This window comes from Eudoraea chungangensis (assembly GCF_029360665.1).
Classification (GTDB): domain Bacteria; phylum Bacteroidota; class Bacteroidia; order Flavobacteriales; family Flavobacteriaceae; genus Eudoraea; species Eudoraea chungangensis.
Genome location: NZ_JARDUB010000006.1, coordinates 320290 through 343865 on the forward strand (window position 1 = coordinate 320290; position 23576 = coordinate 343865).

The 23576-nt window shown below is 37.9% G+C and carries 22 protein-coding genes; 15 read left to right on the forward strand and 7 right to left on the reverse strand.

Going from position 1 to position 23576, the window contains the following annotated elements; translation table 11 throughout:
* The first annotated feature begins 170 nt into the window (after positions 1-170).
* Together PXG98_RS14265 and PXG98_RS14270 are read left to right on the forward strand one after the other, a co-directional pair.
* On the forward strand, positions 171-1094 hold the full coding sequence (locus PXG98_RS14265) for a nuclear transport factor 2 family protein (protein WP_276392138.1): 924 nt from the start codon (positions 171-173) through the stop codon (positions 1092-1094).
* Positions 1095-1583: 489 nt separating this feature from the next.
* Positions 1584-2621, forward strand: a complete 1038-nt coding sequence (locus PXG98_RS14270) for a zinc-dependent alcohol dehydrogenase family protein (protein ID WP_276392140.1) — start codon at positions 1584-1586, stop codon at positions 2619-2621.
* Positions 2622-2651: 30 nt separating this feature from the next.
* Here PXG98_RS14270 and PXG98_RS14275 read toward each other — a convergent pair whose 3' ends face one another.
* The 5 genes from PXG98_RS14275 to PXG98_RS14295 are packed head-to-tail and all read right to left on the reverse strand — an operon-like array spanning position 2652 to position 6914.
* Positions 2652-3545 carry a sugar phosphate isomerase/epimerase family protein gene (locus PXG98_RS14275; RefSeq protein ID WP_276392142.1) on the reverse strand — a complete coding sequence of 298 codons (894 nt, stop codon included), beginning with the start codon at positions 3543-3545 and terminating at the stop codon, positions 2652-2654.
* 19 nt (positions 3546-3564) lie between these two features.
* On the reverse strand, positions 3565-4353 hold the full coding sequence (locus tag PXG98_RS14280; protein WP_276392144.1) for an SDR family NAD(P)-dependent oxidoreductase: 789 nt from the start codon (positions 4351-4353) through the stop codon (positions 3565-3567).
* An 8-nt stretch (positions 4354-4361) separates the two neighbouring features.
* Positions 4362-5384 carry a zinc-binding dehydrogenase gene (locus PXG98_RS14285; RefSeq protein WP_276392146.1) on the reverse strand — a complete coding sequence of 341 codons (1023 nt, stop codon included), beginning with the start codon at positions 5382-5384 and terminating at the stop codon, positions 4362-4364.
* 25 nt (positions 5385-5409) lie between these two features.
* The gene (locus tag PXG98_RS14290; protein ID WP_276392147.1) at positions 5410-6102 is read right to left on the reverse strand and encodes an orotidine 5'-phosphate decarboxylase / HUMPS family protein; all 693 of its coding nucleotides are present in this window, start codon (positions 6100-6102) and stop codon (positions 5410-5412) included.
* Positions 6103-6107: 5 nt separating this feature from the next.
* A complete protein-coding gene (locus PXG98_RS14295; protein WP_276392150.1) occupies positions 6108-6914 on the reverse strand; it encodes a 3-keto-disaccharide hydrolase in 807 nt (268 codons plus the stop codon).
* Positions 6915-7250: 336 nt separating this feature from the next.
* Here PXG98_RS14295 and PXG98_RS14300 point away from each other — a divergent pair, with 336 nt between their 5' ends.
* Both PXG98_RS14300 and PXG98_RS14305 read left to right on the forward strand, forming a co-directional pair.
* Positions 7251-7706 (forward strand): cold-shock protein, encoded by a 456-nt coding sequence (locus PXG98_RS14300; protein WP_276392151.1) that lies wholly within the window; start codon positions 7251-7253, stop codon positions 7704-7706.
* Positions 7707-7913: 207 nt separating this feature from the next.
* Positions 7914-8714, forward strand: a complete 801-nt coding sequence (locus tag PXG98_RS14305; RefSeq protein WP_276392152.1) for a helix-turn-helix domain-containing protein — start codon at positions 7914-7916, stop codon at positions 8712-8714.
* Positions 8715-8928: 214 nt separating this feature from the next.
* Here the strand turns inward: PXG98_RS14305 and PXG98_RS14310 are convergent, their stop codons facing one another.
* A complete protein-coding gene (locus tag PXG98_RS14310; RefSeq protein WP_338150251.1) occupies positions 8929-9534 on the reverse strand; it encodes a pseudouridine synthase in 606 nt (201 codons plus the stop codon).
* A gap of 90 nt (positions 9535-9624) precedes the next feature.
* On the opposite strand from PXG98_RS14310, the gene PXG98_RS14315 reads away from it, so the two are divergent.
* The 5 genes from PXG98_RS14315 (at position 9625) to lpxD (ending at position 13741) form a co-directional block, all read left to right on the forward strand.
* The gene (locus PXG98_RS14315) at positions 9625-10176 is read left to right on the forward strand and encodes a DUF4251 domain-containing protein (RefSeq protein WP_276392154.1); all 552 of its coding nucleotides are present in this window, start codon (positions 9625-9627) and stop codon (positions 10174-10176) included.
* A gap of 47 nt (positions 10177-10223) precedes the next feature.
* Complete coding sequence (locus PXG98_RS14320) at positions 10224-10430, forward strand: hypothetical protein (protein ID WP_276392156.1); 207 nt, start codon at positions 10224-10226, stop codon at positions 10428-10430.
* 66 nt (positions 10431-10496) lie between these two features.
* Complete coding sequence (locus PXG98_RS14325) at positions 10497-11609, forward strand: MBL fold metallo-hydrolase (RefSeq protein ID WP_276392159.1); 1113 nt, start codon at positions 10497-10499, stop codon at positions 11607-11609.
* A gap of 75 nt (positions 11610-11684) precedes the next feature.
* Positions 11685-12602 carry an EamA family transporter gene (locus tag PXG98_RS14330; protein ID WP_276392160.1) on the forward strand — a complete coding sequence of 306 codons (918 nt, stop codon included), beginning with the start codon at positions 11685-11687 and terminating at the stop codon, positions 12600-12602.
* Between the two features lie 149 nt (positions 12603-12751).
* The gene (gene lpxD / locus PXG98_RS14335; protein WP_276392161.1) at positions 12752-13741 is read left to right on the forward strand and encodes a UDP-3-O-(3-hydroxymyristoyl)glucosamine N-acyltransferase; all 990 of its coding nucleotides are present in this window, start codon (positions 12752-12754) and stop codon (positions 13739-13741) included.
* Between the two features lie 59 nt (positions 13742-13800).
* Here the strand turns inward: lpxD and PXG98_RS14340 are convergent, their stop codons facing one another.
* On the reverse strand, positions 13801-15789 hold the full coding sequence (locus tag PXG98_RS14340) for a carboxypeptidase-like regulatory domain-containing protein (RefSeq protein WP_276392162.1): 1989 nt from the start codon (positions 15787-15789) through the stop codon (positions 13801-13803).
* Positions 15790-15957: 168 nt separating this feature from the next.
* Here PXG98_RS14340 and PXG98_RS14345 point away from each other — a divergent pair, with 168 nt between their 5' ends.
* The 6 genes from PXG98_RS14345 (at position 15958) to PXG98_RS14370 (ending at position 23575) form a co-directional block, all read left to right on the forward strand.
* Positions 15958-17013 (forward strand): NAD(P)-dependent alcohol dehydrogenase, encoded by a 1056-nt coding sequence (locus tag PXG98_RS14345; RefSeq protein WP_276392164.1) that lies wholly within the window; start codon positions 15958-15960, stop codon positions 17011-17013.
* A gap of 308 nt (positions 17014-17321) precedes the next feature.
* Positions 17322-18428: a type 1 glutamine amidotransferase domain-containing protein gene (locus PXG98_RS14350; protein WP_276392166.1), complete on the forward strand. Its 1107-nt coding sequence runs from the start codon at positions 17322-17324 to the stop codon at positions 18426-18428.
* Positions 18429-18454: 26 nt separating this feature from the next.
* Positions 18455-19513 (forward strand): helix-turn-helix domain-containing protein, encoded by a 1059-nt coding sequence (locus PXG98_RS14355; protein WP_276392169.1) that lies wholly within the window; start codon positions 18455-18457, stop codon positions 19511-19513.
* Positions 19514-19735: 222 nt separating this feature from the next.
* Positions 19736-20992 carry an alginate export family protein gene (locus PXG98_RS14360; protein WP_276392170.1) on the forward strand — a complete coding sequence of 419 codons (1257 nt, stop codon included), beginning with the start codon at positions 19736-19738 and terminating at the stop codon, positions 20990-20992.
* Positions 20993-21002: 10 nt separating this feature from the next.
* Positions 21003-21242 (forward strand): chaperone NapD, encoded by a 240-nt coding sequence (locus tag PXG98_RS14365; RefSeq protein WP_276392173.1) that lies wholly within the window; start codon positions 21003-21005, stop codon positions 21240-21242.
* Positions 21243-21244: 2 nt separating this feature from the next.
* A complete protein-coding gene (locus PXG98_RS14370) occupies positions 21245-23575 on the forward strand; it encodes a molybdopterin-dependent oxidoreductase (RefSeq protein ID WP_276392174.1) in 2331 nt (776 codons plus the stop codon).
* The last annotated feature ends 1 nt before the right edge of the window (position 23576 follow it).

Genomic DNA, 23576 nt, shown 5'->3' on the forward strand with positions numbered 1-23576 from the left:
GAATCAATACCCATATTACATTATTAAAGAATACACAACATCATTTCTTGACAATCCTTTGTACAGCTATATGGCATACTCGGACAATATTTAGCTATACTCGTCCAACATTTTATCAATAAAATTTAGAGAAATGGTTTCTTTGAAACCATTAACATAAAAACACTAACATGAAAAAAATTATGCTCACTATGCTACTTTTTACAGTAGCCATAGGTTATTCTCAGAAAAAAAACAACGGAAAGGTTTTTGATGAACATCCCGCCATTACGGTGGTAAATGAAATGTTTGCTGCCTTTATTGCTGGTGATGCCGATAAAGTTGCCAGTTATTTATCCGAAGACTTCAAGGGATATAACGGTTCTGATGGAAGAACTAATGCTAAGGGAACCACAAAAGAAGAAATGATAGAAGATGTTGCTTTTTGGCAAGAGGAGACTATGTATCTTTCCCTAGAACCAACCATGCAGGCGTATCCCGACGCAATTGAGTATAAGGGGGGTCAGGTCTGGGTCCAAACATGGAATACTTTAAAAGGAATGCACAAAAAAACCGGTGTAAAATTAAACATGCCTTTTCACAGGTTAATTCTAATGGATGAGGATAATAAAATCAAGACAATGATTAGCTATTATGACGAGAGAGTTTATAGCGAAATTGGCAGAAGTCTTGCCGACAGAGAAAATGGGACAATATATAATCACCACGAAAATATCAATACAGTAAGAAAGGTTATGACTGCCTTTGAAAATAAAGATTTTGAAACTGCCTACAGTTATTTTGCAGAGGATGCAGATTTTATGACCTTAGAAACTGGGAACGAGCGCATGACAATGGATCAAATAAAGGAGAGAAATAAGGGAATTTGGGAAACCTATGAGGTTACTTTTGATGTTCAAGGTTATCCAGATTACTTGGAATACGACCTTAGAGACGGAAGAGTGGTACAATCCTGGTGGACCGCCAGATTGAAGCGTAAATCGGATGGTGAAAAATTCAATGTTCCTGTTTTATACCTACATGATTTTGATAAAGATGGAAAAATTGTAAGATCTAGCGCTTATTATAGCACTAAGGTCTTAGATTCCAAGTAAATATTACACCAAATACCAACTTTTAACCATGAAAGAGCGCTATTTAGGCGCTCTTTTTTTTTAGGGTCAATTAGGTAGTATATCGATAAAAATATTTATAACCTGTTAATAATGTGTTGTTTACAAAATATATGAGTCTGGACTAGGCCCTTGCAGTATATCGAAAAACACAACAAAACAGCCTAAAAATGAATAATAATTATGAAATTTGTCCCATTGGGAAGAAGAATAAACTACCCAGAATATGAAAACATAGCGGTTCCCCCATTAATGCTATAACCGTTTAGTTATACTATTCAATAGCCGCTAAAAAAGCTATGACGTATTAAATGGCGGGATTCAAAATTTAGTTTTTGATTTGGTTCCTATGCCATAAGGAACGTGGTGTTAAACCCAGAAAGCAGGATATTCTTATCCTGCTTTTTTATTCTTAATGAAGGTGTTTTAAGTATATTTAAATAATATTAACATCCTTATTATGCTTGCGGAATGAAGGCAGTTATCTATAAAGAATTTAATGGTCCTTTGGCTGTAAAAGAAGTAAAAGATCCCTGTGCTTCCAAAAATGGAGTGGTTATTCAGGTAAAGGCTACAGGACTATGCCTTAGTGATTGGCATGGTTATGTGGGCCATGATCCAGATATTTTACTACCCCATGTACCCGGACATGAATTTGCCGGACTAATAGTTTCAATTGGTTCGGGGGTAACTAAATGGAAGGTAGGGGATAGGGTAACGGTTCCTTTTGTAGGCGGATGTGGAAAATGTAATTACTGTAAAACGGGAAACCAGCAAGTGTGTGATGATCAGTTTCAACCTGGTTTTACTGCCTGGGGTTCTTTTGCTGAATATGTCTTTATTGCCAATGCCGATCTAAATTTAGTAGGTCTCCCTAAGGCCATGCTTTTCGAAGAAGCAGCCGCTCTTGGCTGTAGATTTATAACAGCTTACAGAGGAGTAAGGCAGCAAGGTAATCTAATGGAAAATCAGAGTATTGGCATATATGGCTGCGGCGGTGTAGGTTTGTCTGCCATATTGATTGCCAAAGCAATGGGGGCAAAGGTTATCGCGATCGACATTAACGACAACAAATGTGCTTTGGCCAAATCTTTAGGCGCAGACTATGTTATCAATGCTAAGAAGGCAAATCCAGTTAGAGAAATAATTGAATACAGTGACGGAGGTGTAGATATTTCCTTAGATGCCCTGGGCAGTACCCAGACATGTCTTGATTCTATTCATAGTCTCAAAAAAAGAGGGAAACATATTCAAATTGGACTAATGTCGGGCGTAGATGCTTCACCATCTCTTCCTATGAACACCGTAATTGCGAAAGAATTAGAAATACTGGGTAGCCATGGAATGCAAGCCCATGCATATAATGAGATGTTTCAATTTATTGAGAAAAACAATATCGATCTGTCTGCTTTAATCTCTGATACTATTAATTTAAATGAAATCCCAACTCGTCTCCCCAATTTGTTTTCCAATCCTTCTCTCGGAATTACCATAGCCAATTCTTTTTAGGACATTAAAAGATGTAAAATAGTACTTATATCACTTAAATTCAGGCCAGTATAGTTTTATTTTTTGTCTTAAGAATAAAACACTTCTTTCTAATTGATCCATTCCGTCAACACCATCTTCAACACTTATCCAGCCATTAAACCCTGCCCCATTTAATAGTTTAAAAATGGTATCATAATCGTTTAAACCTTTACCTATTTCACCATGGCTCAGTCTTTTTGCATATCCTTCCACACCTATTTCTTCCCTGCGCAAATCTTCTATACTTCCGCTTAACAAAAAACGATCGCTAGCATGCATGGTAACTACCCTGTCTACAACTAAATTTAATAGATCAATTGGATCTTCTCCTGCTAGGAAAGTATTACTGGGATCGTAATTAACACCAAAATTGGGGTGCCTAATTTGGTTAACGAGTTGATAAAAAATGTCCTTCTTTTGGGCAAATTCGGGGTATTCCCAAAAATCATCTTTATAATGGTTTTCAATGATTAGGGTGATACCATATTGCTGTGCCATTGGCAAACACTCTTCGATGCAGTCTTTTGCATAAGAAATACCTTCCTCTATCCCTAAGTCTGGCCTTCTTTGACCAGATAATACTCTGCAATAAGAAGCCCCCATCTCTGCACTCATCTCTATCCAATATTTTTGCTTTTCTACTTCTTTCTTCCTGTGTGCTACATCGCTATGGGTAAAGTCGGGAGAGCAACACAACATAGGAATAGTTTTACCCGACTGCTCCGCCAGTCGCCTTAAAGTGTTCCATTTATTTCGATCTTGCATTTCAAGAAAACCTGCATACCACTCCAAGCCACTAACCTGCAAAGGTTCCGCCAGGGCAATCCATTCAGCAATTCGCATAGATCCATCTTTGCATAGTGCATGCATAAAGGCCTTTGGAAATACAGCTAACTTTGGCATATCTTTTTTATTAGTTTAATTAAAGGCCTTTTAAATTTTTAGGAATATTCCTGCCAATCATAGGGAACTGCTCTAATTCCAGAACCTGTCCACTAATTGGACCACATTCATCAGATATTAAATAGAGAGCTCCGGCTGCAATTTCTTCTGGTTTTATAATTCTGTTAGCAGGGGCAAACATATCTGGAAGTCGGGTATACCAGTCCGCTGGCATGCCTTGCTGTTTTTGGTTAAGCTTCTCGTTCTCCGTTAAAACCCATCCTGGATTAATTTGATTTACTCTTACGCCAAAATCTCTAAAAAGACTGTCGCCTAAATTCCTAGTTAAAGTCATTAAAGCCCCTTTTGAAATACTATAGGGTAATAAGTTAGGTTCTCCACTCCAGGAATTAATAGAGCCTATGTTCAAAATACATCCTCCCTCGTTCTTTAAATAAGGCAACGCAGCTTGTATCAAAGCAAACGGTGCTATGGTGTTTATTTCTAACATCTTTCTCATAAAATCTAGAGTAGTGGTCTCAATGTTGGAAGACTTAATTAAAGCGGCGTTATTTACTACTACATCTAGTTTCCCAAATTTTTCAACGGTCATGGTTACGAGCTCTGCAGGAAAATTAACCTTTGTAATATCTCTGGTGAGCACACACAAACTTTCACTACTGTGATTTTGCAACAGTTCCTTAGCATTTTCTTCCCTTAATCCATTAGCACAAACCCTTGCACCTTCTTCAAGGCACTTTAGCACTATGGCCTTACCAATTCCTGTATATCCCCCGGTTACCAGGACTACTTTATTTTCTAAACGCATACTATATATTAAGGTTTTAAAACACTTTTTACTACTTCACCCGAATGCATTGCATTAAAAGCTGTATGCCAATCCTCTAATTTCCAAACGCCTCCTATGATGGGCTGAACATCTAATCGTTTGGTTGCCAGTAAGGCCAATACTTTTTCCCAAATAGGCCAATTATGGCTAAAACTTCCTTTTAATGTTACATTTTTCTGAACTAAAGGATCCAAGCTAGCACTAAAAGGCTGGGGACCCCAACCAACTTTTGTAATATGGCCATTAGGGCGAACCCATTTTAATGCCAATCGCAGAGTTTCACTTACTCCGGCCGCATCTATTACACAATCCACACCTAGGCCATCTACTTCCTTAGCCCATGACGATGCATCCTTTATGATAGGAGTACAACCATAAGACTGGGCAATGGCAAGTCTGGAGGCATCCTTTTCTAAGCCAACCATAGCTACTTCAGCTCCGGTGAGTATGGCAATGGCGGCACAAAGAATACCTATGGTTCCGGGACCCAAAATCAAAACTCTGTCTCCCGGCTTTATATTGGAATTTACGACAACTGCATTATACGCTACCGAACATGGCTCCGTAAGACAAGCTTCTTGAAAACCTAATCCTTTTGGTATTTTGTGAAGACAACGAGCAGGGACTTTAACAAATTTAGTCATAGCACCATTTACGCCATAACCAAATCCTTTTCGGTCTGGGTCTAAATTATATAAACCTTGCAAACTTAGTGGGCTCTTACTATTTATCACCGCGGCCGTCTCGCTAACCACAGCATCGCCTTCTTTCCAATCTCTAACATCTTTTCCAAGGGCTACTATATGTCCCCCAAATTCATGTCCTAAGACCACCGGATAGTTTACAGGCCAACTGTGATCTGCTGTCCATTGATGAAGATCACTCCCGCATACTCCAACATTTTCAACCTGCAATAAAACATCTGTAAGCCCAATTTTTGGCGGTGTTATCTCTCGAATTTCTACGCTTCCTTTTTTAGGGGCATAGTTAACTACAGCGCTATTCGTCATAAGTATAATTTAAATAAATCTATTTCTAATTATTTTCAAGACCATGAATTTTGTTACAGATAAGTCGTAAAGAAGTCTCTAAATCTCCTGAGGCCGTCTTGAAAGAATCTGCATCAATGGTAAGCGGGGCTCCAAGGACTACAATAGGCGCTCCCAATTCAGGGCATTTGATGGCCTGTTCAATGCTTAGACCGCCAACGGCCTGAACTGGTATACCGACACTATCCACCACTTCCTTTAACTGATCCAAAGGACTAGGCATACGCTTGCCCATAGCGGCTATACCCCTTCTTTCATCGTAACCAATATGATGCACAATATAATGGCATCCAAGAGATTCTAATCGTTTTGCTCCGACAACCATATCCCTACAAGCCATATTATCGCCCATAACTTTAATCCCAAAATCTTCACAGGCCTTAACTACCATTTTAATGGTTTCATCATGAGCTTTAGCCATTACCACAACATGCGTGGCTCCGGCTTTCGCCATCATTTCTGTCTCCAAATATCCACCATCCATAGTTTTGAGATCGGCCACAATAGGAACTTCAGGAAATTTCTCCCGTAGTCTTTTTACCGCATGTAAACCCTCTGCTAGTAGGAGTGGAGTACCCGCTTCTAACCAGTCTACTCCGGCTCTAAGTGCCATCTCTGCAGTAGAAATTGCTTCTTCAATATCAGTTAGATCTAAGGATATCTGAACTATTGGGCGCATGGGATTTATAAGCGTTTAAGAAATATGTTTTTAAAATGAACTTTCATTGGAGGACCAACATGTAATTGAAGTCCCAGCCATCCTTTTCCACTATAGTTAATACTGTCTAAATCTTCCACTTCACTCATTAATATTCCATTAATATAGTGCTTAAATTTATTTCCTTTTACCTCAATACGACAAGTATTCCAGTCCTCAATATTAATCCTTGATCTGAGACTGTCTGAATTTCCTAGCGTAGAGGAGACTGTGCGGTTTTGCCAGGCATTATTCTTAATATTTTCCCTTAAAATAGGGGTTCCGTCTTCACTAGTCTGGGAATCAATAATAACCTGTTCGCCCCTGTAGGCTAATGTAGTACGCTTCCGTTCTTCATAATTCTGACCGGTATATTTATTTTTACCATCAATATCCGCCTGATACCCGCGCAGTGCATAAGGAATACTATCCACTATTTCAGATCGATAGTTTACTCCGCTATTACCCGCTTTCTCAATCATGAACTCTAGCTTTAATTCAAAGTCTTGTAATTCAAGTTTCTTATAAATTAGAAAAGTATTGTTTTTAAGTGGATTATCATTGGTTACTTCACCTATCAATACATTATTATGTATATTCCAATAACTCATATCACCTTCCCAGTCTTCTAGACTCTCTCCATTAAAAATGGGTTCAAATTTACCAACAGTGATCTCGGAATTTGCTATAGCACTAGTTTCTTTCTCTTCTGTAATTGACTTGCAGGCAGATGTACTAATTAAAAGTCCCACAATCATAAATCCCTTAATAAGGACATTAATAGACCTATGCATAATTATAAACAAGTTTTCTGTTATTTATGATTTCCTTCTTTTAAATGTACACATTTCCCTTATCTCTTGTATACATCCACTGCATTATTCCTCTAATAAGGGCTGAGAATCTAAACCAACTTCGCCACTTTTTATAAACAATACCACAGGTTTCATAGCAATAATTCTAATATTCAAAATTCATATGCTATCTTAGCAGTAGTTTAAACAGATAACTCAAGACCTTTGGTTTTAATTGCTCTGCCCTTCTTAGGGAAATTATTCCAATTCAATAGATTAAAGAGCGTTATTCTAAGCAAACCATCATTTAAGCGCAATTAAAAAATAAATAGCTGCATGGCAAGATCACAACAAACCTATAGTAAGGGAGAAAAAGAAAAGAAACGCCTTAAAAAGAGGGAGGAAAAGCAAAAAAAGAAAGAAGCAAGAAAGGCAGCTGCCAAAGAAAAAGGAGGAGGAATTGAATTTGCCTACGTAGACCATAATGGAAATTTAACCGATACCCCTCCGGACCCATCCCTAAAAGTAGAGATTGAGGCCGAAGATATTATACTGGGAATTCCAAAAAAGGAAGAGGGTGATTATGAAGAGGTAGATCCCGTTAGAAAAGGAAAAGTTTCCTTTTTTGATTCTTCTAAAGGTTTTGGATTTATTATAGATACAGAGAACAATGAAAAATATTTCACCCATGTCAGTGGTCTTATTGATGAGATCGTGGAAAATGATCGCGTATCTTTTGAATTAGAAAAGGGCAAAAAAGGCATGAACGCCGTTCGCGTAAAGAAAATATAAGACGCTTATTGCTTAAATACTTTTAAAAATCAAATACCTAAGTGCATTTACACTCGCGTAAAGCCATTTAGGTATTTTTTTTGAGAGATAACTCGTTTAAAATCATTATCTTGTAGGAAAGACAGAGAGAGATCTGATCTGTTTAAAAAAAAGTGGCTTCTTAACTAACTTCTTACAAACAACTAACGTTTAGCAATACGATTAAAGATGATTCAATCCGATACAAAGCAACATTTCTTGATGATGCTGGAAACTAGCAACTACTTGAATCGTCTTGAATCTAAACAGTTCAGCATTTTTACACAAAAATTTCACAATAGCCTCGCCAAGACATTGCATTTATACGAGGCGAAAATAGTTTATAAAGACAACAATACGTATCTGCTTATTTTTAACACGGCTAACAACGCTATTGGCTGTGCACTAAAAATACAATCGAATTTTAAATATATCACCCCAAAGTTCGACGGGGGCTTTAGAAAATTACAAATCGGTATTAGTTGTACTAATTCTGACTATGATCTAGTACTAAGGAAGCCAAGCGTAGGCAGTACACCTTATTATATGTGTGAATGGATACCAGACACCATCGTGATTTCAAAAGCCGTTCAGTCTTATTTTAAAAAAGAAAATAAAAATGCAGAAATAGACACCAGCCAGATACGGATTCTCTCCACCAAGGACGAGTATTTTCTAAAAAGAGTGATGAACTATTTAGATGATTCATGGAAGCGGTCAGAATTTAAGATGAATGCGATACCTGAAATAGTTGGGTATAGTGCATCTGGCTTTTATAAGAAATTAAAAAGACTAACTGGTAAATCCCCTAATTCACTCTTTAGGGAATTTAGACTTAGAAGAGCTCTTAAATCGCTATATAAAAATGGAGGCAATGTCCGAGATATAGCCAAATACTCAGGATTTAAAAGTTCCAGTTATTTTTCTAAATGCTTTGAAGACACTTTTGGCGTATTACCCTCAAGATATATTCAAAAGCATAATTACTAAGACCTCTCTTCATTCCCTAAAGTTTAAGTATAGTTAATCCGAATTAATGTAACAAAACATTTCATATTTCGTCTTATTAGTAACAATCAATCAAAAGATATCATGAGAACACTGGATATGAAATACATAAAACGGACCTTACATTTCCAATTAGGATATGGATGGAGTATGAATCGTAACTATCAAGAAAAAAAGAAAACTAGCCTAATCAAATCTAAATAGGCTGGATTGGTAGTCCTTCAGGGGAAATTTCTTCTACCTCATAAGGATTGAGTAAATCTAGATGTATTCCCCCTACGCGCACTCTTATTAATCGTAAGGTAGGATAGCCCACAGCCGCTGTCATCTTACGTACCTGTCTAAATTTTCCTTCGGTAATAATAATGGATATCCAACTATTAGGTCGATGTCTACCTATTCTTAAACTCCCATCAGGTGAACTTATAGCTGTCTCTTTTTGTAGTCTGCCCACCTTGCAACTTTTAGTAATGTATTTTGCTCCCTGATGACCAATTTCTACTCCTTTTTGCAATAATTCAATAGCCTTTTGATTAATTATACCGTCTAATTGGGCATAATACTCTTTCTCTATTCCTCCTCTATTAATCTTGTCACTTAAAGCCCCATTATTGGTAAATAGCAATAAGCCTTCGGATTTTTCATCCAATCTTCCAATAGGCATAGTACCTTCTGGAAAATTAAACAATTCACTTACAAATCGTTTTGTTCTCAATTGCTTGGCATTATTTGAGCTAAGCTGACTCAAAAAACCAACGGGCTTATACATTTTATACAGACGTGTTCCTGGATCTATTTGCAATAACTAAGAATTAAGAAAAATTTGTATCCTTTTAAACAAAAGCTTTGTAATTTAAGGAGACTTAAGCTAAAATTCTAAATACAGACAAAAATGCTAAAAAAAAGTGTAGCGACTCTTACTTGTGTTATCTTTACTATTGGTTGTGGTAGCCATTCTAATACCACCCCTTCAGAAAGTTCATCTAAAGAACTACATGCCTTAGTAGAAGGGTCGACCCTAGAAATTATTTCGGATTTTGCTTACCCTCAAAACACGGCAGCCATGAGCAAGGTTGCCGCTGCCGGACTAGTACCTCCAGGCAGTAATCCAGGTCAGATTAGCCTGATTGGCAATTCTAACCACTTTAGGATTTTTAACGACAGTATCCAGGTTTACTTACCTTATTTTGGAGAAAGGCAAATGACTAGCGGTTATGGCCAAAACGACACCTCGATACAGTATAGTGGAATCCCCGATGACTATAGTATGGAATGGAATGAGAAAAAAAAACGGTACGACTTACAATTTAGTTTCACCAAGAAAACAGAAAATTTTCGAGTAAATGCACAATTGTTTCCAAACTTAAAATCCTCCATGACAATTACCAGTTCTTTTCGATTTCCAATCAGGTATACTGGAGAAATAAAATCACTTTCGCAATAATATTATTATCATTGTTAGCAGTTGCCAATAAATATTTAATTTTGGCCATGATTATAGAACCAAATGCTAAATTTTTTATGACGGACTACCATAAGGAACGAAGCAGTTTTATAAAGAAGTCTCACGGTATCCTTGTAGCATCTAAGCTTCCCTTATCTGTAGCTACCATGAGTTTGTCTTCAAAATACAAAATGGGATTGCCTCTATTTACTATCCGAGATGCGATGCAAGCGAATCCTTTACTTAGTTTATAAACAGCGTAGTCATAATATTTCCATACAATAAACAATTTGCGAAGAATTAAAAAATACATAAAAATTATGCTAATAAGCTTGGGACTGATCATTGCCACATTGATAGGAGGATATATTTTATTTGTTAGCTTTTACCCTTCCTTTGGAGGAGAGGTATCTACAGAAGACCAAAAACGTTATTCGAAATCTGAAAATTACAACAAAGGTGTATTTATAAATACCAAAAATGTCCCTAAAAACCTTAGTCTTATGGAAACCCTAGCTCTTGCGAAGAAATTCTTTTTTACCAAAGTGCCAAATGGGAGTCCGACAAAAAATTTGAAGGTTAAAGAAATTGATTCACTAAACATTGCGAATTTTAATTCAGGGACTAGGTTTATTTGGTTTGGACACTCTTCTTTTCTTTTACAAATGAATGGTATAACGATCTTAATAGACCCTATGTTTGGTAAGGTACCAGCCCCTCATGATTGGCTTGGTGCCAATAGATTTAATAAGGAGATGCCTATTGAAATAGAAAAATTGCCAAAAATTGATGCGGTACTACTCTCTCACGATCACTACGACCACTTAGATTATAAAACCATCCTAAAATTAAAAAGTAAGGTGAATTTATTTTATACCCCCTTGGGTGTGGGAGCGCATTTAAAGGCCTGGGGAGTAGAAGAATCTCGAATTATAGAAATGGATTGGTGGGAAGAAACTAGTTTTCAGCAACTTCAGTTTATTTGTACCCCAGCACAGCATTTTTCAGGAAGGAAGTTTAGTAACAGGCAAAGTACTTTATGGAGTTCATGGGTAATTAAATCCTCTGAGGAGACCATTTTTTTTAGCGGAGATAGCGGCTATGCAAATCATTTTAAAGAGATTGGAGAAAAATATGGTCCTTTTGATTTTGCAATGATTGAATGTGGACAGTATAACACTATGTGGCCAGATATTCATATGTTCCCAGAAGAAACAGCCCAAGCTGGGGTAGATCTGAAAGCAAGACTAGTAATGCCAATTCACTGGGGTGCATTTAAGTTGGCATTGCATTCCTGGACAGATCCTATTGAAAGGTTTATCCTAAAAGCCAGGCAATTAAACGTTCAGTGGATAAGTCCACAAATAGGGGAGTCCTATCCCTTGCCTCTAGAAGAAGAAGAAAAAAATATTAATTGGTGGGATATAGATTAATTCCCGTTTTTTTATAGCTACAATTTCTTGGCACATCTACGGTAATAGCCTAATATTGTTAGTCGATAGATTACTATGGAATCCAAAAATAATCTGCCCTTAATACTTCTTGCATTTTTCTCCATTTATGTTATTTGGGGATCTACATATTTATTAAATAAAATTGCTGTAGCAGAATTACCTCCGTTAATGCTAGCCGGTGTAAGATTTACAACTGCTGGGCTACTTATATTTGGGATCGCTGCATTACTTGGTAAAAACCTTCGAATTACAAGAAGACAATTGGGGAATACTATTCTTGCCGGGTTTTTATTTCTAAGTTTTGGTAATGGGGTAGTGGTTTGGGCTCTTAAATATGTAGATAGTAATTTTGCCGCCTTGGAAATCTCTGCGCAACCTCTTATTATATTATTAATGATGTGGGTATTGCAGGGTAAGAAGATACAGAGTACTTCTCTTATTGGCATTTTTCTGGGTATTATTGGCATGTACTTATTAATAAATCAGAAGAGCATTTTACAACAGGAGAATGCCTTTCTGGGTATTATTATGATTTTTTCGGCTATGTTGGCTTGGGCCTATGGCAGTCTCTTTGTTGGGAGGGCAGATTTTCCTAAAAACTTTTTTGTAAATACAGGCTATCAAATGTTTAGCGGTGGCATATTGCTGGGGCTCTTTAGTCTGCTTTTTGGAGAATCTTGGAGTTCGCCCACGTCCTGGTCTACAGAAACAAATTGGGCCATGGTATTACTCGTCGTATTTGGAAGTATAGTGGCGTTTACCTCTTTCAATTTCTTACTCAAGACTGTTTCCCCTGAAAAGGTAGCAACTAACACCTATGTAAATCCGCTAGTAGCAATGTTTTTAGGTAGTTACTTTCTTAATGAACCAATTACTTCACAATCTATTGTTGCTGCGCTAGTTCTATTAACCGGTGTATTCTTCATTAACACAAAGAAAAAAATCCTCCTATTATCTAGATTTAGAAAATAGAAGTTATTAACAATCACCAGTTTTAAACTGTCCATTTAAAATCATTTAACAAAATAAATGCCGAGGTAAACATCTAGAAAGCTTATTTTTCGACCTTTAGCTAATACTATACAAACCTTAGTTTCCAATAATCACTTTAAAACTTTAAAATGAAATCATTCTCCGCCATGGAATTGGCTGCTACCGTAGATGGAAATCTGATCGGAAATATTGAAGAAAAAATAATAGGTTTAGAGACCGTAGACCGAGCAGAAGTGGGCCAGGCTACTTTTATTGGAAATAGAAAGTTTGCCAAAAAGTGGCCATCTTCTAATGCCTCTTTAGTTTTTTCTACTAAAGGTATCCCCTTAGAACCCCAAAAAAACAAGGCAATAATCGAAGTAGCCAATGCAGACTTGGCCATGGCAAAATTATTAGAACTTTATGCCCCTGAGAAACCGTCATTTGAGCAAGACATTGATCCTTCTGCCGTAATACACCCTTCTGCACAAATAGGGGAGAAGTGTAAAATAGGAGCTGGCAGTTATATAGGCAAGGATGTAGTATTAGGCAAAAACGTAACCCTATATCCTAATGTTACCATTCTAGACACTTCTGAAATTGGAGATTTTACAACTATCTGGTCCGGAACTGTAATACGTGAACGATCTAAAATTGGAAGGCATTGTATTTTTCACAATAATGTAAGTATCGGTGCCGATGGCTTTGGATATCGTCCTAGCGATGATGGGCGGGGATTGGTGAAAATTCCACATATTGGAAATGTAGTTATTGGAGATTATGTAGAAATTGGCGCTAATTCTTGTGTAGATAGAGCCAAATTCAGCTCTACGATCTTAGGAGACGGATGTAAGATTGATAATCTTGTACAGATTGGACACAACTGTGTTTTAGGACGTTTTTGTATTATGGCAGGTAGTAGCGGTCTAGCAGGCTCCGTGACATTAGGTGACGGTGTCGTTATTGGTGGAAGTGCTTCTATCAAAGACCACACTACCATCCATTCTGGGGCTACAGTAGCGGCTGGTTCTGGTGTTCTTGCAGATGTGGCGGCAGGACAAACGGTACTTGGATATCCGGCAGCCGACTCGAGAGATACGTTAAGGCAATGGGTGGCGCTTAGAAATCTGGTTAAGTAGTAAAATACAAATAGTGAAGTCTTGTTTAAAAACAGCAAAAGAGTCTTTTTACTGAGGTATTAATAACGCACATCTATATTAAAGCCTACCCCTAAATTATTAAGCCTTTTAAACTTTCCCTGACTAGATTGCTTGTGAAGGGTGCCTGTGGTCAATAGCCCAAGTGAGAAAAATATCGCTTCTCCTTTTATATTCTCCCCTTCAGAATCCACCCATTCTAAGGTGACAATGACGTCTTCCTTTAAGACAATGTCATAAGGTCTTAAGTCTACACGCACCAACCCGGTCTGTTTCGGGTCTATTGTCACAAAAATATTATCCCGTAGAATATTATTTGCCGGTCTTCCCTTTTCCACTTTATAGAAATTCAGTCTGAATATAGTTTTTGTACTAAGTCGGTTCTGGGAAACAGAGAAATTAAAACTGTCCACAAAGTTAGGTGCTTTTCGAACGTTAATTTTTATCCCCATTTCGGCTCCTAGTTGGTTATGACTAAATCCAGCACTAAGAAATTTAGCGGTTGTTTTGTTACCCAGGGTTTTTCTTTTAAAGGCTTTGGCAGTCACAACCACTTCACCTAACTCGCTAATCTCTTCTTCAAGTAGTACTTGCAAAGACAATGGATTTGCTATTAATTCACTTACCAATAGCTCTATTGACTTATAACCTATCATAGATATTCTAAGTGTGTCCTTATTGTATCCTTCAGCCAAATCTAATTCAAAAAAACCGGTATCATTGGTAACGGTTCCTAGGTCTCCGTTCAAGATTCCGATGTTTACGTAGGGTAGGGGTTCTTTTGTTTTCATATCCATTATCATCCCATTCAAAGTGATTCCACCTGAATGGTTGACATTTTTTTCTTCCAAAGAAAGCCTATAGGTTCTATTGGTGGTATTCTCCTTTAGTTCTAAGATGGCCCAATACTCCTTAAATCCTGCATACTCCAATAAAACATCCTTAAAAAAAAGTACCGTGGCTCGTTGTATTTGCCCGTAATTTATAACAGCTTCCGGAGATGCATTTAAAATAGCAGGAATACAAGTAAAATGGGCATGTTCGCTATTCCTGAAACGCAGATAATACTTTTCAGAACTTAATTGTTTAAAATAGTGGAATTCTTCTGTTGGGCTAAATTCACTAAGCTTATCCCCGCTTTCCATGTAAAGGTACTTTATCACCTGACTTTCAGGATCTAATAATCCCCTACTATGTATGGTTCGAATAAACTGGTCATTATCCTCTGCAGTGGCATCATTCGCATATAGGTTGGTATCGTTATCTCCTTCTCCAAAATAATGGGTTTCTGATCCATCCAAAGATACCATAGCTTTGATTTTAGGATTACGGTTTACCATCATGGCAGCGCTCATCCCGCCCCAACTGCAGCCTAACACACCTATATTTGATGTATTAATCTCCAAGTCCATTTGTTTTTCCAAATAGTCAATTGCGAATTCCGCATCTAGAACTTGTTCCATGGTATCCTCTAATTCGTTGGTCATGTCTCCCGGATACCTGCCAATAGAGGAAATAGACACCACCACAAATCCATTTTTGGCGAGTTCTTCAAAAATGGTATAATTTTCAAATCCCATCCCATTGAACCCTGCCATATAAACAATTAATGGAAATACTTTCCTAACGGGTTTAGCACCTAAAAAACTATTGGTCGGAATTTGCAATAATGTTTCTCCATTAGTGCCAACTCCTAATTCTGCCACGAAAAATTGTGCCAGTTCTTCCGTAATTCCGGAATAATCAGTTTCTTCCTGATAAATTTTAGTTCTTTGCTCGAAGAGTTGAAATAAATCCTGAAAAAGCATAGGGTTATCCTGAGTTTCATCGGCGGGGTACCAAATATCCAAGTCTAGTGGTCGGTAATGCAGTCTGTCGGTTACACTTGCAAAAGGTTTATAAACCCTGCTCTCATCTACTAAAGAGACTGTTTTAAAACCGGCTTTATATTTACTGGCCTCGGAATTTTGTGCCTTTAAAAAATGAGGTAGAGCCCATAACGAAAGAAGAATGCACACTTTCCAATTCATGTTTCTAAGGTAATAGCTTAAATGCTATGACCTTTGTAAATAAGTGTTAAAACAGCAAGCAAGGGAAGGATGTTAATCGGTTTTAACAAATAGGAGCAATTAAAGTTCGTTCTTAGGTTTAAAATCAATACATTTATTACAAATAATCACCTTATATAAAAAGACACTATGGAAGCAATACAAGTTAAAGCATACGGTACCACTTCTGCTGAGGCGGATTTAAATCAAATGGAAATTCCTAGGCGAAAACCTACTCCTAAAGATATTGAAATAGACATTCTATTTTGCGGGGTTTGTCATTCTGATTTACATTTCGCGAAAAATGATTGGGGAATGACGCAGTATCCTGTAGTGCCCGGACATGAAATAGTGGGAAGAGTATTATCGGTAGGGGCAAAGGTGACAGATTATAAAAAAGGAGATCTAGTTGCCGTGGGATGCTTGGTAGATTCCTGTAGAAGTTGTAGTAATTGTAAGGCCGACTTGGAGCAATATTGTCCTGAATGGGTGGGTACATATGGTGGCTTTGACAAGCATTTAAAAACCAATACACACGGAGGTTATTCGGAGAGTATTGTGGTAGACGAAGATTTTGTCCTGAGGGTTCCTGAAAACCTGGACCATGCCGGAATAGCCCCAGTACTATGTGCTGGTATTACTACCTGGTCCCCATTGCGACATTGGAAGGTGGGAAAGGATAGTAAGGTAGCTGTTGTAGGCCTAGGGGGCTTAGGACATATGGCGATTAAATTAGCCCATGCCCTCGGAGCCCATGTAAGCTTATTTTCCAGATCTAACAATAAAATAGAAGATGCCAAAGCCTTGGGGGCAGATGAAGTAATTATTTCTACAGACGAAACCGCTATGCAAAGTGCTATGGGCAAATTTGATCTTATATTGGATACCGTTCCTTATGAGCACGATTTAAACCCTTATGTCGGCACCTTAGCTACAAATGGCACCTTGGTAGTAGTGGGATATCTGGGTCCTTTAGATCCAATGTTGGTTACTGTACCTATGATTATGGGGCGTAAATCGGTGGCCGGTTCCTTAATTGGTGGTATTGCCGAAACCCAGGAATTATTGGATTTTTGCGGGGAACATAATATTACGTCGGATGTAGAAGTCATCAATATTCAGGATATTAATGAGGCCTATGGCCGTATGTTGAAGAGCGATGTAAAGTATCGTTTCGTAATAGACATGAAGTCGCTAAAAAGTTAGACCATAAGTAAAAAAACTAAAAAGCCGGTATTCCTTGAGAATACCGGCTTTTGTTATTATACCATCAGAATGGCCTTAAACTATTGTGATGCCTCCTTAAAAAAATAACTGCACCGATACTTTTAGCAAGAATTAATAAATTTTAAATATCATTAGTACCCTACAGAATGTCTACAATATGTGCTCATCCATGATTTAACCATTATGAAAGTTCCTGAAATATAATTCAGGCTGACGAAATTATCATTTAATCAGCATTTCACTTCTGTTTTCCATTATTTAGCCTTGAATTTAAAAATAGAAATACCATGTTTAAAAAATATCGCATACTTAAATGGATTGGCCTTTTTATACTAACACTAATTGTTGTAGTGGTGTCCTTTGGTTTTTGGTTTAAAAGTTTAATCCCGCCCAAAGACACTTCAACAATAAATACAACTGCAGCCAATATCCCTTATTTATCAGAGAAAATAGTACCCCATAGGGGAAAAATACTGGCGGTGGTTACCAGTGCCGCTACTATGGGGAAAACCAATAAGAGTACAGGTTATGAGTTAACAGAATTGGCTAGAGCTTATTATACATTTAAGGCTAATGGTTTTGAAGTAGATATTGCAAGCCCGGAAGGAGGGAAGCCACCGGTTGTAATTGATGATGACGATATGGGGCCCTATGACTTTGCATTTTTAAACGATTCTCTTGCGCAATTTAAAACCAGTCATACGCTAAAGGTAGACGATGTAGTCGCAGAGGAGTACCAGGCCATATTTTTTGTAGGTGGAAAAGGTGCGATGTTCGATTTGCCGAATAATATTTCTATCCAGTCTTTGGTAAAAGACTACTATCAAAATAATAAAGTAATAGGAGCTGTTTGCCATGGACCTGCTGCTTTAGTCAATGTTGTTTTAGATAATGGTCAGCTACTCCTCAAGGATAAAACGGTAAGCGGGTTTACCAATAAAGAAGAACTTCTCTTGATAAAAGATGCTAAGTCTATATTTCCATTTTTATTACAAGATAAGATGATGGCACAGGGTGCCAGCTTTCAAGAAGGCCCTATGTATCTGGCCAAGGTAAGTAAGCATGAAAATATAGTAACTGGCCAAAACCCGTGGTCTACCTGGGATGTCGCCAATAGCATGATTCAACAATTAGGGTATACACCAAAACACAGGGAACCTACAGACGAAGAAAATGCGGTAGAAATTCTTTTAACCTATAAGTATAATGGCAAAGAAGAGGCCAGGCAAAGACTTAAGCAGCTTGTGGTTGAAGAACAAAAGCCCCTTAATAGGGTGTTTATTGCCCAGCACAGCCTTGTCTCGGCGATGAAGGGAGAGGTTGGTAACTTCTTTAATATGATTGGCTTGGTTGCTTATGCTAAAAGTTGCGAAGCTGAACAAATGAAAATTTAGTTAAATTTGAATAAACGCGTACCTATTTGACTTTTTCAGACATAATTCTAGTTATAGTTAGTAGTGCCGGACTTCTGCATGGTATTGCCTTTGCGGTCTATTTGTTCTTTTTTAAAAAGAAAAAAACAGTAACGAATTATCTGTTAGGCCTAATCTTAGTGTTTATGGCTTTTAGAATAGGGAAGTCGGTTATGCTAAATTTTGGTAGTGATTTAGAACCAATTTTTATTTTTATTGGTCTTGCCTTTCTCTTATTAACTGGCCCTTTACTTCGTTGGTACGTATTGGGAATGACCAAGGTGAATTTCCAAATACACCAAAGATACTATTTGGAAATTCTCCCTTTTGCCCTGATGTTTATAGCAAGCCTTTTTGTTTCCAAACATTGGTTTAAAACGAACAGCAGGGAAGTCATAATTGTATTTGCAAGTGCGCTTATATTTATTTACTTACACCTTGCCTTTTATATTTTCCTGGCGGGAAGGCATCTAAAAAAAATAGAATTTAGCTTTAAAAAAGAGCAGCGAACCAAATCCCAAAAGATTGTAATTCGCTGGTTGCGGTATGTTATTGTTGGGTTTATTGTTATTTGGGTATCTTATGTCCTTAACATTATTGAGGATACTGTTCCGTATGTAATAGGACCAATTCTCTATTCTGTGGTGGTGTATTATCTGAGTTTTAAAGCCTTTCAATTTAAGATAACGGACCTCGATGGGACAGTATTTAAAAAGAATAATACTGAAAATCTTTTCCACAGCATAACTTCCTTAGTAACTAAGAATAAACTTTATCTCTCAGAAGACATATCCCTGACTTCATTAAGTAAGTTAGTTGGGAAAAGTACACAACAAACATCAGAAGCAATCAATCAATATGCCAATCGTAATTTTAACGACTTCATAAATTATTATAGAATTCAAGAAGCAAAAAAATTGCTTTTAGACAAGGCCTCCAAAAACTACACTATTTCTACCATTGCCTTTGATGTGGGCTTTAGCTCCTTGTCTTCTTTTAATAGTGCTTTTAAAAAATTTGAAAACGACACTCCTTCTTCATACAAAAGAAGAGAATTAGGGCTATAGTCATAGTAGGCTATAGATCCAACTTGCTTTTAGATAAAGGCATATTTTCTATCTTAAATCTATAAAGGGCCTTATTTAGCCTTCCATTTCTTTAAGGATAATTAGTAGTTAACTCCTTCCTGTCATAGAAACAGCCCTATTTCATTCTTTCTTATTTAAGATTTTGTTAACACATAAATATAGCTTAACTTCAACATGTCTTCCCCTCCCAATTAGTCCACTATGAAGAAATCCTATTTTGTGCTTTGCCTAATTTGGCTTTTTACTACCCAAATAAGTGCTCAGTTTAAATTAGACGCCGAAATTAGACCAAGATTTGAGTATCGCCATGGATTTGGTACACTCTTTCCCAATAATGCGGATCCTTCTGGATTTGTTTCACAACGTACTAGATTAAATACCACTTACCAAAACGAATATTTACACTTTTATGTTAGCGTACAGGATATACGGGTATGGGGTGATGTCCCGCAATTAAACAAGGCAGACAATAATGGTCTGGGATTGTTTCAGGCCTGGGGAGAAATACTTTTTTCCAACGAAATGAGCCTTAGACTTGGTAGGCAGGCTGTGGATTTAGATGACCAAAGAATTTTTGGGAGTGTAGCTTGGGCGCAGCAGGCAAGAAGCCATGATATGGCGTTGTTTAAATACCAGAAAAACAACCATTCCTTGCAGCTGGGAGCGGCATACAACCAGGATGGGGAATCTAATACGGGTAACCTGCTAACCGTGCAAAATACCTATAAGACGCTGCAATATGGATGGTACCATCGAAACTGGGACAAGCTAGCAGCAAGTTTTTTATTTCTGAATAACGGACAGCAATATACCGATACCATCAACGCAGATAATAATACCACCCGATTTAGCCAGACTCTTGGCACCCATTTAAAATCTAACAATCAAAAACTTGGATGGTGGGCTAATCTTTATTATCAATTTGGAAACGACGTAAACAGCAACCGCATTAGTGCTTATTTAATAGCTCTAGAAGGGAGTTATAAATTAAACCCAAAATTTTCTGTACTCCTGGGAGGAGAAGTCCTTAGCGGAAATGATGGTGGGGCACCTACAGATGGAAAGAACAAAGCGTTTGCACCCCTTTACGGAACTAACCATAAGTTTAATGGATTAATGGATTATTTTTATGTGGGTAACCACGCAAACAATGTTGGCCTATTTGATCTATATCTGGGTGCAAACATTGGTCTGGGAGAGAAATCTTCCCTATATGCGCGAATTCATAATTTCTCATCGGCAGCGGACCTGGTCGGAACCGAAAAGAAACAATTGGGTGTGGAAGCAGATTTTGTTTATACCTATAAGTTTAAAAAGGATATTATCCTAAACGCAGGTTATTCCCAATTGTTCGCAGCAGAAGGTATGGAAGTACTGAAAAACAATTTTGACGGAAATGCTAATTATTGGGGATGGGTTATGTTGACCATTAAACCAACCCTATACCAATCCAAATAAATATATAAGAATGCCAATAAAAAGCTATTTAGTTCATCCACAAGAGAGTAAGAAACATGCTGTAATAGAAATGCTATCTAGGATGCAACAATGTGATGTAGTAGTTGCCGAGAATGAAAATATCCTGGTTTTAGTTACCGAAACAGAATCCAAAGAAGAAGAAGCGAACTTAAAAGAAGCATTAGAGAAAATAGGTGACATTAAACTAATGGCATTGGTATCTGGCTTTGACACACGCAAAAAAATATAACTATGTATACGTCCTTACAAACGAATAGACGTGATTTTATAAAGAAAATGGCCAAGCTCTCTGCGATGACCGCGGCGGCAACTATGTTTCCGGGAATCATCTTTGCAGAAGAACAAGAGAAAGGAATACCAGCAGATACAAATCTGGATTGGAAAAAAGCCCCCTGTCGTTTTTGTGGAGTAGGCTGCGGTGTTTTAATTGGCACCGAAAACGGAAAGGCTATTGCTGTTAAGGGAGATCCCAAATCCCCAGTAAATAAGGGTCTTTGCTGTGTTAAAGGATACCATTCTATTATGGCACTTTACGGCTCTGACCGCTTAACACAGCCACTAGTTAAAAAAGGAAATACCTATATTAAAACTAGTATGAAAGAAGCCCTAGACCTTGTAGCTTCTAAAATGCGGGAAACAATAAAAGAATATGGTAAAGACGCCGTGTCTATATACGGCTCGGGACAATGGACTATCCCAGATGGATATGTGGCATCCAAATTATTTAAGGGATGTATTGGTACCAATAATGTAGAAGCCAATGCTCGTCTTTGCATGGCAACTGCGGTAACTGGTTTTTTAACTTCCTTCGGCTTAGATGAACCTATGGGCTGCTATGAAGATATTGACTATGCCGACACCTTTGTTTTATGGGGTAACAATATGGCAGAGATGCACCCGGTACTTTTCTCCCGCCTGTTAGACCAACGCCAGCAAAGAGGTGTTAAGATTGTTGACTTGGCTACTAGGACTACGCGTACGAGTATGGCTGCAGACAAATCTATTCTCTTTAATCCACAAACCGACCTGGCGGTGGCAAATGCCATTTGTTATGAGCTAATTAAAAATGGTTGGGTTAACAATTCTTTTGTAGAAGAACATTGTAATTTTAGCAAAGGTCTTACCAAAATGGGCTATGGTTTAGAAGATAATTACCAGTTTACAGATAAACCCGAAGCAATCAGTTTTGAAGATTATAAGACATTTCTAGAAGACTATACCCCAGAAAGAGTCTCTGTAGTATCCGGAGTCTCTGTAAAAGACATAAAATATCTCGCTGCTCATTATGGAGATCCAAACAAAAAGGTGATGTCTTTGTGGTGTATGGGAATGAACCAACATTCTCGTGGAACCTGGATAAATAATCTGGTATACAACATACACCTGCTTACAGGTAAAATTTCGAGTCCTGGAAATAGTCCTTTTTCCCTGACAGGACAACCCAGTGCTTGTGGTACGGTCAGGGAAGTGGGTACACTTACACATAAGCTACCCCATGGAGTAGTCAATAACAAAGAGAACAGGGAGTTTGCAGCCAAGATATGGAATGTACCGGTGGAAAATATTGATCCTAAACCAACCTACCATACGGTGGAGATGTTCCGGGCATTAGATCGGGGAGATATTCGGTTTATGTGGATACAAGTAACCAACCCTATGGTTACTATGCCAAAACTTAAAAGGTACAGAGATGCCGCGAAAAAAGAAGGCCGCTTTATTGTAGTCTCTGATATTTATCCTACCCCTACAACGGATATTGCAGATGTTATTCTACCTTCTGCGATGTGGGTTGAAAGGGAAGGCATGTATGGGAACTCAGAAAGAAGAACCCAGTATTTTGAAAAGATGCTAGACCCCCCTGGGGAGGCCATAAGTGATACTATGCAACTAATTGAAGTGGCAAAGCGTATGGGCTACGAGAAACAGTTCTATTACAAAGACGAGACCCATATTGAAGAAATATACACGGAATACCGAAAACATCATGAGGGAAAAAAACACAATTTAGCACCTTTGGAAGTGCTGAAATCTCAGGCCGGAGCTATTTGGCCGTATGTAGACGGAAAAGAAACAAAATGGCGATTTAATGCCAAATACGACCCCGCCTGTTCTAACGGAAAAGACTTTCATTTTTATGGTAAAAAAGATGGGAAAGCTGTTATTTGGCAACGCCCTTATGAACCTGCAGCGGAAGAACCCGATAAGGAATACCCCTTCTGGTTAGGTACCGGTAGGGTAGTAGAGCATTGGCATACAGGGTCTATGACCCGGCGAATTCCTGTCTTGCATCAGGCAATGCCACATGCTTATGTGGAATTACATCCAGAAGATGCTAGTCGGATGCAAATAAAAACGGGAGACAAGGTAAAACTAACAACCCGCAGGGGAGATATTACCTTACCTGCTTCCGTCAATGAAAGAGGAGTACCGGCACCAATGCAGGTCTTTGTGCCATTTTTTGATGAAAACATGCTTATAAATGATCTTACTCTTGATTCGTTCTGTCCTATATCCAAAGAACCGGATTATAAAAAGTGTGCGGTAAAAGTTGAAAAAGTATAAA

Coding starts and splice junctions, on each gene's coding strand:
- PXG98_RS14325 (WP_276392159.1), top strand. CDS start 10,497: ATGCTAATAAGCTTGGGACTGATCATTGCCACATTGATAGGAGGATAT.
- PXG98_RS14300 (WP_276392151.1), top strand. CDS start 7,251: ATGGCAAGATCACAACAAACCTATAGTAAGGGAGAAAAAGAAAAGAAA.
- PXG98_RS14340 (WP_276392162.1), bottom strand. CDS start 15,789: ATGAATTGGAAAGTGTGCATTCTTCTTTCGTTATGGGCTCTACCTCAT.
- PXG98_RS14290 (WP_276392147.1), bottom strand. CDS start 6,102: ATGCGCCCAATAGTTCAGATATCCTTAGATCTAACTGATATTGAAGAA.
- lpxD (WP_276392161.1), top strand. CDS start 12,752: ATGAAATCATTCTCCGCCATGGAATTGGCTGCTACCGTAGATGGAAAT.
- PXG98_RS14365 (WP_276392173.1), top strand. CDS start 21,003: ATGCCAATAAAAAGCTATTTAGTTCATCCACAAGAGAGTAAGAAACAT.
- PXG98_RS14280 (WP_276392144.1), bottom strand. CDS start 4,353: ATGCGTTTAGAAAATAAAGTAGTCCTGGTAACCGGGGGATATACAGGA.
- PXG98_RS14305 (WP_276392152.1), top strand. CDS start 7,914: ATGATTCAATCCGATACAAAGCAACATTTCTTGATGATGCTGGAAACT.
- PXG98_RS14270 (WP_276392140.1), top strand. CDS start 1,584: ATGAAGGCAGTTATCTATAAAGAATTTAATGGTCCTTTGGCTGTAAAA.
- PXG98_RS14265 (WP_276392138.1), top strand. CDS start 171: ATGAAAAAAATTATGCTCACTATGCTACTTTTTACAGTAGCCATAGGT.
- PXG98_RS14350 (WP_276392166.1), top strand. CDS start 17,322: ATGTTTAAAAAATATCGCATACTTAAATGGATTGGCCTTTTTATACTA.
- PXG98_RS14320 (WP_276392156.1), top strand. CDS start 10,224: ATGATTATAGAACCAAATGCTAAATTTTTTATGACGGACTACCATAAG.
- PXG98_RS14360 (WP_276392170.1), top strand. CDS start 19,736: ATGAAGAAATCCTATTTTGTGCTTTGCCTAATTTGGCTTTTTACTACC.
- PXG98_RS14370 (WP_276392174.1), top strand. CDS start 21,245: ATGTATACGTCCTTACAAACGAATAGACGTGATTTTATAAAGAAAATG.
- PXG98_RS14295 (WP_276392150.1), bottom strand. CDS start 6,914: ATGCATAGGTCTATTAATGTCCTTATTAAGGGATTTATGATTGTGGGA.
- PXG98_RS14330 (WP_276392160.1), top strand. CDS start 11,685: ATGGAATCCAAAAATAATCTGCCCTTAATACTTCTTGCATTTTTCTCC.
- PXG98_RS14315 (WP_276392154.1), top strand. CDS start 9,625: ATGCTAAAAAAAAGTGTAGCGACTCTTACTTGTGTTATCTTTACTATT.
- PXG98_RS14275 (WP_276392142.1), bottom strand. CDS start 3,545: ATGCCAAAGTTAGCTGTATTTCCAAAGGCCTTTATGCATGCACTATGC.
- PXG98_RS14285 (WP_276392146.1), bottom strand. CDS start 5,384: ATGACGAATAGCGCTGTAGTTAACTATGCCCCTAAAAAAGGAAGCGTA.
- PXG98_RS14345 (WP_276392164.1), top strand. CDS start 15,958: ATGGAAGCAATACAAGTTAAAGCATACGGTACCACTTCTGCTGAGGCG.